This is a genomic window from Micromonospora sp. ATLC20 (genome assembly GCF_057196585.1).
Map to the genome: position 1 here is coordinate 1 of NZ_JBXUOV010000197.1, position 10182 is coordinate 10182.

Consider the following 10182-nt stretch of genomic DNA (forward strand, 5'->3'; position numbering starts at 1 on the left):
GCCAGGAGCCAGCCGGGCCGGTCGCCGGCGGCCGCCCGGACCGCGTCCAGGTCGGCGTCGCCCGTCGGCGCGACCAGCAGCGCCAGGCCGGCGACCAGGGCCACGTCGCCGACGAGGAACACCGCCCGGGTACGGCGCACCGCCGCCCGCACCCGGGGCTGCTCCCGGTAGTGGCCGATGAGCCCGATGAGCAGGTGCCCGGCCGCGATCCAGCCGACGGCCAGTTGCACGAGGCTGGGCGCGGTGGTCATCACCAGGGTCGCCGTGGTGGCCGCCGCGATCCGGGCCTGCAAGGCGCGGGCGCCCGGCTCGCCGTCGAGATAGCGGCGCGCGTAGCCGGCGACGACGGCGGCCAGCCCGCAGACGAGGAGCGCGACCAGCGCGGTGAACCGGTCGAGCCGGATCCCCACGGAGAACGCCGGCCCGGGTGGGTCGAGCCGGAGCAGGAGCGCCGGGACCACCGGGTCGTACGCGACCCGGGCCAGCAGCGCGGCGGCCGCGGCAGCGGTGAGAGCGAGCAGCGCCCCCACCACCCGGGTGGCTCGACGGGGATCGGGTACCGCCAGCGCGCACAGCGCCGCCGATGCGGGCCCGGCCAGGACTCCCAGAACCAGTGCGACGGACATCGTCACCTCCTCAGACATGCGCACTGTATTACACGATTCGTAATTCGTGTATCGTGAGACGCACGACAGCGGCTCGGCACGAGGAGGAGCGATGGACGCGACCGGATCCCCGTCGCAGGTGTGGCAGACCAGCCCGAGCTTCGCCCTCGCCCGGCTACGCGCCGGGCACCACCGGTTCCGGGCCGGCGGCCTTCCCGTCCCGTCGGCCGGCGCGGCACCGGTGGCCGCGGTCCTGTCGTGCGCCGACCCGCAGCCCGAGGCCGTGACCGTGTTCGGCGGCGTCGACGTCTACGCGGTCCGCACCGCCGGCCTGCAGGTCGGCCCGGCCGTGCTGGGCAGCCTGGAGTACGCGGTCGCGCGCCTCGGCGCACCCCTGCTGGTCGTGCTGGGCCACGCCTCCTGCTCCCTGGCGGGCGGCAGTGGGCCGGACCGGGTACGCGCCACGCTCACCGCCCTGCGCCGCCGGTCCGCCCTGCTCGACCAGGCCGTCCGCTCCGGCCGCTGCGGCATCCACGGCATGATCTGGCACGACGCGGACCGCCTCCTCAACGAGGTGCGGCCCGTGCTGCCACCGCCGGCCCGCCGGGCCTGCCGCCTGCGGCCACCGAACAACGCGTCGATGCGGTCGCACTGAGTGGGGCGAGACCTCATCAGGGGTTGCACACCGGGCACACACCGGGGTCCGCGGCGCCGCCCACGGGCCGACGCGAGCGGTACGCGCACCTGCCGCATCCCGAGACCAGCAGCGCGTCGTGGGTGGTGGGCGTGCCGCAGTCGCGGCAGGGCAGTCCCGGCTCGGCGCCGACCAGGCCGAATCCCGGCGCCGCACAGGCGGGACAGGGCGTGGCGAGACGCCGGGCCAACCGGTCGGCGGCGGCGGCGATGACCCGCATCCGGGTCGGATTGACGTGGGCCCGTAGGTCCGCGCCGAGCACGGCGGTTCCGTCGGCGGAGTCGAGGGCGGCCCGCCGGACGGCGACGAGGACGTCGGCGAGCCGGCAGAGTCCCTTAACCGGCCGACCGGGCCCGGCCGCGGGCCGGACGACGACCGCGTGGTGCGGGAACCCGGCTCGGCGCAGGAACGCGAGCACGGCGCCGCGGTCCCGACCGTCGGTGACCACCTGGCCATGGTTGGTCTCGACGCTCAGGGCGCTCTCCACCAGGGTCAGACCCGACCGGTCGTCGACGAGCGCCACGTACTCCACGTCGGCAGGAGTCCAGGGAGCCGCCGGGTGCGGGCCGAACGCCCCTTCGCTGGCCAGCCCGACCACGGACCCGGTCGCGGCCATCCCGAGCCGGGCCTTGCGCACCACGGTCTCCCGCGCCGAGCCGACCCGCCGCACCTCGCCGGTGAACGTACCGAGCGCGTCGGTGTCCACCGGCGCCACCCGCACGCTCATCCCGAGCCGTCGGCGCAACAGCGGACGCAGCGCCCACTGTTTGCCGTGCATGGTGGCCAGGCAGGCCACCACGCCATGGAACGGCGAGGCCTCCACACCACCGATCCTACCCGGGACAGGAAGTAGGATTCCGGAATTCGGTTACGCATCGGAGCGGTCGCCCGGGCTGTGGTGTCATCGATCCGGGCCCGGCCGGGGCCACCGGCCAGCCGCACGACGTCCTCGTAGATCTCCCGGTTGTCGTCGGCTAGCGCACCGCCGACGAGCACCAGGCTGCCGCCGGTGCGGTGGTGGGACGCCGAGGCCGGGACCGCGCCGACCGGCACGCCGAGCGCGACTGCGGTACAGGCACCGACCCCGAGGGTCAGCAGGCGGTTCAAGGGCATGGTTGCCCCTCACGGATCGTGAGGGCGAGCCGGGGCCGCGTACGGCAGCCGGCCGGACCGGGCAACGGCCGGGGAACGGCACGCTCGCCGGCCGTCCGGGCCGGCCTCAGCCCGGCCACCCGGACGGCCGGTGTTCACCCAGGTGGAGGTCATGGCGCGGCGGAACGGTCCATCCGGGTCAACTCGGCGAACCAGCGACCACCCGACCGGAACACCTCGCCGACCCGCAGTCCCGCCGCCGCAGCGACACCTGACATCGCATCCGGGTCCAGCCACGCCCAGCGGAAGGGGGTCCCCCGGTGTCGTCCGGTCTCCACGTGGGCCTGCCCCTGCCAGGCACCGGCGCCGGGCGGTTCCAGCTCGGCCAGCACCGTGCCGGACGAACACAGCAGCGAGCCGCACCGCCGCAGCAGCGCGACCGGGTCGCCCCCGATGCCGATGTTCCCGTCGAGCAGCACCGTGTGTGCCCACCGTCCCTCGGCCGGCAGCGGGCCGAACAGGTCGGCGTGCACGGCGACCGCGCCGCGCGCCCGGGTCAGCGCCACCGCCAGCGGCGACACGTCCACCCCCACAGCGCTCAACCCGGCCCTGGTCAATGCCACCGACATCCGGCCCGGACCGCACCCCAGGTCGAGGGTGGGACCGGCACAGCGGGCCACCACCGTCGCCTCCGCGGCGGTGGCCTGCCGATGCCACCGCTCCACCGGCAGGCGGCGGCTGGGCCCATCCGCAGGCACCAGCCAGTGCACGTCTCCGGCGGGGTCGCGTAGCGCGGAGGCGAATCCGTCCCCGTTCACGCGCGTACCACCATGTCGCGACGCACGGCCTCGACCTGGCGGGCGAACCGGCCGTCCGGGACCGCCGACGCCACGGCGTGCGCGTCGGACCAGTCGTCCACGTCCCGCAGCACGGGCAGCGGCACGGGGCGTAACCCGCGTCCGGTCAGCGCGGACCATGTCGATCGGCCCGTCACCGGCGTCGACATCGGCACCGCCCGTAGCATCACGGCCTGCCGGGGGTCGTGCAGCCCGAGCGCCCACCAGCCGCCGTCGTGGGCGAAGCCGAGCGCCGCGTCGGCATCTTCGAGCCGGCGCACGGCCGCGGCCAGCGACGTCGGGGTCAGTTGCGGGGTGTCCATCCCGATCTGCAGCACCCAGCGGCCGGGGAACGTCTCGGCGACGTCGAGGTGGGCGTGCGCGAGCCGGTCGGCGAGGTCCGTGCCGCGCTGCGGCAGGACCGACCAACCGGCGAGGGCGGCGGTCAGCTCCACGCCGTCCACGGCTTCCGCGAGATGTCCGGCCAACGCCAGAACCGGCGTCACCCCTGGTGTCCCCCGGACGGCGTCCAGGGTGTCGAGCAGCGCGGCGGCGGCCAGCCGGGCGGCCTGGACGGGAGTCACCGGCGGGCACAGCCGGGTCTTCACCAGACCGGGCACGGGCGCCTTGGCCATCACCAGTACGACGGTCACCGGGACTTCCGGACGGTACGCAACACGGCGGCGAAGTCTCGGGTGGCCCGCAGGGTGCCCCGCACCGAGCCGGAGACCTTGGAACGGGTGCCGGCAGCGCGCGGTGCGTAGGTGACGTCCACCTCGTGGATGCGCCAGCCCGCCGCGGCGGCTCGGATCAACAGCTCCAGCGGATAGCCGAAGGCCCGGTCGGTGACCCCGAGGGCGAGCAGCGCCTCCCGGCGCGCCACCCGGATCGGGCTGAGGTCGCGCAGCGGCATGCCCCGGTGCCGCAGCAGCGCGGCGACCAGCGCCGTGCCCGCCCGGGCGTGCCAGGGCCACACCCCGACGCCGATCGGTCGGCGACGGCCGACGGCCAGATCAGCGACCCCGTCTTCGACGAGGGCGACCAGAGCGGGTAACTCCCGGGGAGCGAACGAGCCGTCGGCGTCCAGCACGCAGACCAGTTCCGTGTCGGCGGCCTCGACCCCGGTGTGCACGGCCGCTCCGTACCCGCGCCGTGGTTCGTGCACCACCCGGGCCCCGTGCCGGGCGGCCACCTCGGGTGAGCCGTCGCGCGACCCGTTGTCAACGACGATCGCCCGGTACCCGGGCGGCAACGCGGTCAGCACGGCGGGCAGAGCAGCGGCCTCGTCCAGGCACGGCAGCACCACGTCGATCTGTGTCGGCATACCGCCGACGCTAGGGCCGCCCGACGACGGTGCGCGCTCGATTCAACCTTACGGAACACTTACCGAGCCGACGCTTCTTACCGTCCGGTGACGTACCGGCGAAGCGGCTGACAGCGGAGGAACCGAGCCGTACCGTCCGGTCGACATGAGACCCGGTGCCACCGTTTTCCGCTCGTCCGTCCACCACCGCCTCCCGGATCGACACCGGGGGGACCTGCTGGTGCTGGGCGTCGAGGCGACGCTGCTGGTCACCGCCGTCGCGGTGGGCGCGATGCTCAACCGGGCCGGGGTGGGCCTGCACGCCGACGCCGCGCCGCTCTATGCCACCTGGAGACCGCACCTGGGCTGGGGCACGCCGGCCGCGTTGGCGATCGCCGCCGCGGTGGTCGGCCCCGGAACGCAGTGGGCCCGCACCGCCCGGTGGGGCCCTCTGCTGTCCGTCGGCTACCTGGCGGCGGTCGGCTGGACGCTCGCCCTGGCGCTGGTGGACGGCTGGTCGGCGGGGCTGACGACACGGCTCACCCCGCAGGCGGAGTATCTGCACGAGGTACCCCGGGTCACCGATGCCGGGCGGATGCTGGCCGGTTTCGCGGACCGCATCCTGGACTTCCAGCCGGACTCGTGGTCCACCCACACGGCCGGCCATCCACCAGGTGCCCTGCTGGTGTTCGTCGCGCTCGACCGGGTCGGCCTGGGCGGTGGCACGGCGGCGGCGATGGCCTGCGTCCTGGTCGGGGCGAGCGTCGTGGTGTCCGTGCCGATCGCCCTGCGGGCACTGGGCGCCGGAGGGGCCGCCCGCGCGTCGTTGCCGTTCCTGGTGCTGCTGCCCGGAGCGGTCTGGGTGGGTGCCTCCGCCGACGGTCTCTTCACCGGGGTGATAGCCGCCGGCCTCGCGCTGCTGGCCGTGCGGGGAACCGCGACCGCGTTGGCGGGCGGCGTGCTGCTCGGCTTCGCGCTGTACCTGTCCTACGGCTTCGTACTCGTCGCGCCCCTGGCTCTCGTCGTGCTCGCGCTGCGTCCAGGAGGCCGAGTTGCCGCGCTGCTCGCCGGTGCGGCCGGGGTGACCACTGTGGCGACGGTGTTCACCGTCGCGGGTTTCCACTGGTGGCAGGGGTACGACCGGGTGGTCGAGCGCTACTACCAGGGCTGGGCGGCCGACCGTCCGTACGCCTACTGGGTCTGGGCGAACCTGGCGGCGCTGCTGCTCTCTGCCGGTCCGGTCGTCGGACCGGCACTGCGTCGCACTCTGCACGCGGCCCGCCGGGCCTGGCGAGGGTGGGACGGTTCCCCGGCACCGGCCGCTTGGACGCCCGGCACCGGCAGACCAGCACCTGGCGGTGCCCCGCTGACCCACGTCGCGGTGCGGAACCGGCGGCTCGGCGCGCCCACGCGACGGGTCGGGACACTGGGGCCGACCGTTCTGCTGCCGGCCGCCGCGGTGCTGGCGGTGCTCGCCGCCGACCTGTCGGGCATGAGCAAGGCGGAGGTCGAGCGGATCTGGCTACCGTTCACGGTCTGGCTGCTCGTCGCCGTGGCGCACCTACCCGCCGCGACGCACCGCTGGTGGCTGGCCGGGCAGGCGCTCACCGCCCTCGCCGTCAATCACCTCGTGTTCACCGTCTCGTGAGCCGCCCTGCCGCCGGTGGCGGGCCGGGGCGGGCCGCTCAGACCGACACGGCGGCGCGTTCCCGCAGCGGATCCGTGGCGAAGGCGGCCACCCCGTCGGCGAAGCTGACCTGTGCGGTGTATCCGAGCAGGTCGCGTGCGCGGCGAGGATCGGCGACCACGTGCCGCACGTCGGCCGGCCGGGCACCGCCGACGACCACCGGCGCCGGACCGTCCATCGCCGCCGCCAAGGCGGTGGCGAGATCACCGACGGTGTGCGGCCGGCCGGAGCAGACGTTCACCGGCACCAGGCCGTCCGGAGCCGGAGCGGTCAGCGCCAGCACGTTGGCGCGCGCCACGTCGGAGACGTGCACGAAGTCGCGCTGCTGCAAGCCGTCCTCGTAGAGGCGCGGCGGCCGGCCGTGGGCCAGCGCCGACCGGAAGATCGACGCGACTCCGGCGTACGGCGTGTCGCGGGGCATCCGGGGGCCGTACACGTTGTGGTAGCGCAGTGCCCAGACCCCCGCCCCGGTCTGCCGGCTCCACGCGGCGGCCAGGTTCTCCTGGGCCAGTTTGCTGGCCGCGTAGGTGCTGCGCGGTTCGAGCGGGGCGTCCTCCGGCACGAGCGCGCTGGCGAGTGCGCCGGCGCAGACCGGGCAGGTGGGGTCGTACCGGCCGACGGCGACATCGGCGGCGCGGCGTGGGGCCGGCCGGACGACGCCGTGCCGGGCGCACGTGTATCGCCCTTCGCCGTAGACGACCATGGAACTGGCCAGCACCAGGCGAGACACGCCGGCCCGGTGCATCGCTGCCAGCAGCACCGCCGTGCCGTAGTCGTTGTGGCTGACGTAGTCGGGCGCATCCGACGGGTCCAGCCCGTGCCCGACCATCGCCGCCTGGTGACACACGGCGTCGACGCCCGCTAGCAGATCGTCGAGCAGGTGCGCATCGCGGATGTCGCCGACGACCGGTTCATGGCGGCGGAACCACTCGGGCGGCTCACTCCCGTGCGCCTGGGGCAACAGCGCGTCCAGGCACACCACCTGATGGCCCTGCGCGACGAGCAGGTCCGCGACCTGCGATCCGATGAACCCGGCGGCGCCGGTGACGAGTACCCGCATTGCGTCACGCTAGGTCAGCGGAGAAGCCGCCGGGGCTCGTTCGGCTCCGACGTCAGCACTTCGTAAGGGGACGGCCGGTAAGCCTTCGGTAATGCGGCAAAGCCCGCCCGAGGGCGCCGTTGCCGGTTAGCGTCCTGCACGAAGCCCGTCGCGTCCGGTCCGACGGCCTCGCCGACTGGAGGAACCGTGCCAGCCGACCCGCCGTCCGACGAACCACCTGCCGCCTACCCGGCGCGGCTGTGGCGTACGTTGGACCGGCATCGCCCGCCCGGAGCCGACGCCGCCGCCGACGCGTGGCGCAGTCCGGTGCGTGGTCCCTGGCTGACGTCCGTGTTCGGCGTCGTCCTGCTCGCCACGCTCCCGTTGGTGATCATCACCGGTTTACTGGACTGGATCGCGTACGGCCCCCGGCTCGGCCAGGCATTTCCCAGCGACGTGGGCTGGCTGCACCCTCCCGTCTTCGACTGGCCGACCCGTCCCGCCTGGCTGTTCCGACTCACCCAGGGACTGCACGTGACGCTCGGCATCGTGTTGGTACCGGTGGTCGTGGCGAAACTCTGGTCAGTGGTACCCAAGCTGTTCGACTGGCCGCCGGCCCGGTCCGTGGCCCAGGTGCTCGAACTGCTCTCCCTGCTGCTCCTGGTGGGCGGAATCCTCTTCGAGACGGCCACCGGCCTGCTCAACATCCAGTACGCCTACCTGTTCGGATTCGACTTCTACACCGCGCACTGGTACGGCGCCTGGATCTTCACCGCCGCCCTCGTCGCGCACGTGCTGATCAAGCTTCCTCGTACGATCTCCGCGCTGCGCGGCCCGCGCTTCATGCGTACGACCACGGAGGAGACCGTGCCGGAGCCGCCGGATCCGGACGGGCTGGTGGCCCGCCGGCCCGGCCCGGCGACGATGAGCCGGCGTGGCGTCCTCGCCCTGACCGGGGGCGGCGTGTTGCTGCTGGCGGCGCTGACCGTCGGGCAGAGCCTGGACGGGGTGCTGCGCCGTACCGCGCTGCTGCTACCGCGGGGCCGGCAGCACGACGACGGACCCAGCGGTTTCCCGGTCAACCGGACCGCCGCCGCGGCCGGTGTCCGACCCGACGACACCGGTGCTCAGTGGCGGCTGACGGTGCGCGCCGGCAGCCGCACGGTGGAGGTGGACCGCGACGGCCTGCTCGCGATGACGCAGCACACCGCCGACCTGCCGATCGCCTGCGTGGAGGGCTGGTCGACGACGCAGACCTGGACGGGGGTGCGGCTACGGGACCTCGCGGCGCAGGTCGGCGCAGCCGGCAGCGCCGTGGCGCGGGTCGAGTCGCTGGAACGGAGCGGCCTGTTCCGTCAGGCCCGGCTACAGGCCGACCAGGTCCGCCACCCCGACTCGCTGCTCGCCCTGAGAGTCAACGGCGTGGACCTCTCGGCCGACCACGGCTACCCCGCCCGCATCATCGTGCCGGCGCTGCCGGGCGTGCACTGCACGAAGTGGGTCCGCGACATCACCTTCGAGGACCAGCCCGATGACTGAGTTCCGGCGTGGCTACGGCGCCGCGCCCTGGCACCTGCTGCTCCTGCTGGGCTGCTTCGCGGTGACCGGCTGGATAGCTCTGCGGCTGGCCGGAGAACCGGCCGCCGGCCGGATGCTGCTCTGGTTCGTCGGCGCGGTCATCGCCCACGACCTGCTCCTGTTCCCGTTCTACGCGCTGGTCGACCGGGCGCTGCGCGCCGCGGTGGGCGGGCGCCGATCGGCGCTGAATCACGTGCGGGTGCCCGCGCTCGCCTCCGGACTGCTCCTGCTCGTCTATCTTCCCGGCATCCTCGGGCTCGGCGGCGACACGTACACGGCGGCGACCGGCCTGACCCCGCAGCCGCTGCTGGCCCGCTGGCTGCTGGCCAGCGCAGCGATCTTCGCGGTCAGCGCGGCGCTCTACGCGCTGCGGCACCGTCGTGGCACGGTGCGTCCGCAGCGACGCCGGACTCCAGGACGAGCAGCCCGTCGACCACCGGCGGAGACGTGAGAATCAGGTGGTCCTGCTCGACCGGGGGCCGGTCCGACATTCGCTCATGTCCGGTCCTCGTAGCGCTTCCCTGCCCGGTGCGGGCGCCTTGACCGCTGTCGTTCTCGCCCTCGCCGCCTGCGGCGCCGCGCAGCGGGTATCGGCCGCTCGGCGTGGTCAGAGGCCGGCGGCGGCGTCGTACCGGCGCCGCAGGTCGGCCATCTCCGCTGGAGGAAGCGCTTCCCTGAGTGCCAGTTCCTCGTACTTGTCGGGGAACATCTCCCGTAGCCGGTCGACGAACCTGACGTCGGCGGTCGCCTCGACCACCTGAATGCCGGGAGGCCGGGTGGTCATGTCCATGATCACCGGGCCGACGAGTTTGACCGCCCCGTCCCAATGGCGCTTCTGTTCGGCGACGCCGCAGAGGTGGAAGCCGTAGACCGTCCGGACGTCGGCCAGTGTGGCGGCCCCGGTGGGCTCGTAACCGTAGACATGGACTCCGCAGACGACCGCCGGCGCGGCCTGCTCTCCGGCTGGCACCTCTGGGGCCGTGTGCCCGGCGTGCTGATGATCTTTCGGGTCCGCCTGCTCGAGGGTCGTGCGCATCCGGGTCAGGATCTCTTGGCGGAGAGCTGCCGGGTCCGTCCTCGGGGTGGTCGAGGTGACCACGGCGGCCACACCGATCGACGCGGCCAGCAGGCACACCTCGATCCACACGACGCGGCTCCGGTACCAGCCGCCGACGCCTACCCGGGAAGTCATTGTCGTTCCTCACCTCATCGCGGTTCCTGATGGTGGCGGAGGGCGCCGACGGTGGGGTGGGGCGGGGGGGGCCACCCCCCCCCCCGTTGGGCGTTTACCGGGGGGGGGGGGGGGGGGGGGGGGGGTGTTGGTGCCCGTCCACGTGGCGGGGTACCC

The 10182-nt window shown here is 74.1% G+C and carries 10 protein-coding genes and 1 pseudogene; 4 read left to right on the plus strand and 7 right to left on the minus strand.

What is annotated here, in order from left to right; genetic code table 11:
• Positions 1 to 626 (minus strand): annotated as a pseudogene (locus AC2CHG_RS26965) (putative inorganic carbon transporter subunit DabA); the annotation flags it as partial.
• A gap of 91 nt (positions 627 to 717) precedes the next feature.
• Between AC2CHG_RS26965 and AC2CHG_RS26970 the strand changes: the two are divergent.
• Entirely contained in the window at positions 718 to 1260 is a 543-nt protein-coding gene (locus AC2CHG_RS26970; RefSeq protein WP_484525850.1) for a carbonic anhydrase, read from the plus strand.
• Positions 1261 to 1276: 16 nt separating this feature from the next.
• Here the strand turns inward: AC2CHG_RS26970 and AC2CHG_RS26975 are convergent, their stop codons facing one another.
• The 4 genes from AC2CHG_RS26975 to AC2CHG_RS26990 form a co-directional block, all read right to left on the minus strand.
• On the minus strand, positions 1277 to 2122 hold the full coding sequence (locus AC2CHG_RS26975; RefSeq protein ID WP_366623424.1) for a DUF6671 family protein: 846 nt from the start codon (positions 2120 to 2122) through the stop codon (positions 1277 to 1279).
• 439 nt (positions 2123 to 2561) lie between these two features.
• Positions 2562 to 3209, minus strand: a complete 648-nt coding sequence (locus AC2CHG_RS26980) for a class I SAM-dependent methyltransferase (RefSeq protein WP_366623426.1) — start codon at positions 3207 to 3209, stop codon at positions 2562 to 2564.
• Positions 3206 to 3880 carry a TIGR04282 family arsenosugar biosynthesis glycosyltransferase gene (locus tag AC2CHG_RS26985; RefSeq protein WP_366623428.1) on the minus strand — a complete coding sequence of 225 codons (675 nt, stop codon included), beginning with the start codon at positions 3878 to 3880 and terminating at the stop codon, positions 3206 to 3208. Before AC2CHG_RS26985 ends, AC2CHG_RS26980 begins: the two co-directional genes overlap by 4 nt.
• A complete protein-coding gene (locus AC2CHG_RS26990) occupies positions 3877 to 4551 on the minus strand; it encodes a glycosyltransferase family 2 protein (protein ID WP_484525851.1) in 675 nt (224 codons plus the stop codon). Before AC2CHG_RS26990 ends, AC2CHG_RS26985 begins: the two co-directional genes overlap by 4 nt.
• Positions 4552 to 4696: 145 nt before the next feature.
• Between AC2CHG_RS26990 and AC2CHG_RS26995 the strand changes: the two genes are divergently transcribed.
• Complete coding sequence (locus AC2CHG_RS26995; protein ID WP_484525852.1) at positions 4697 to 6178, plus strand: hypothetical protein; 1482 nt, start codon at positions 4697 to 4699, stop codon at positions 6176 to 6178.
• Between the two features lie 37 nt (positions 6179 to 6215).
• Here AC2CHG_RS26995 and AC2CHG_RS27000 read toward each other — a convergent pair whose 3' ends face one another.
• Entirely contained in the window at positions 6216 to 7277 is a 1062-nt protein-coding gene (locus tag AC2CHG_RS27000) for an NAD-dependent epimerase/dehydratase family protein (RefSeq protein ID WP_262015085.1), read from the minus strand.
• 186 nt (positions 7278 to 7463) lie between these two features.
• Here AC2CHG_RS27000 and AC2CHG_RS27005 point away from each other — a divergent pair, with 186 nt between their 5' ends.
• Both AC2CHG_RS27005 and AC2CHG_RS27010 read left to right on the plus strand, forming a co-directional pair.
• On the plus strand, positions 7464 to 8795 hold the full coding sequence (locus AC2CHG_RS27005) for a molybdopterin-dependent oxidoreductase (RefSeq protein ID WP_484525853.1): 1332 nt from the start codon (positions 7464 to 7466) through the stop codon (positions 8793 to 8795).
• Positions 8788 to 9285, plus strand: coding sequence for a hypothetical protein (locus AC2CHG_RS27010; protein WP_366623435.1), 498 nt, complete (start codon positions 8788 to 8790; stop codon positions 9283 to 9285). Before AC2CHG_RS27005 ends, AC2CHG_RS27010 begins: the two co-directional genes overlap by 8 nt.
• 156 nt (positions 9286 to 9441) lie before the next feature.
• Here AC2CHG_RS27010 and AC2CHG_RS27015 read toward each other — a convergent pair whose 3' ends face one another.
• Positions 9442 to 10026 (minus strand): hypothetical protein, encoded by a 585-nt coding sequence (locus AC2CHG_RS27015; protein WP_366623437.1) that lies wholly within the window; start codon positions 10024 to 10026, stop codon positions 9442 to 9444.
• Positions 10027 to 10182: the final 156 nt, after the last annotated feature.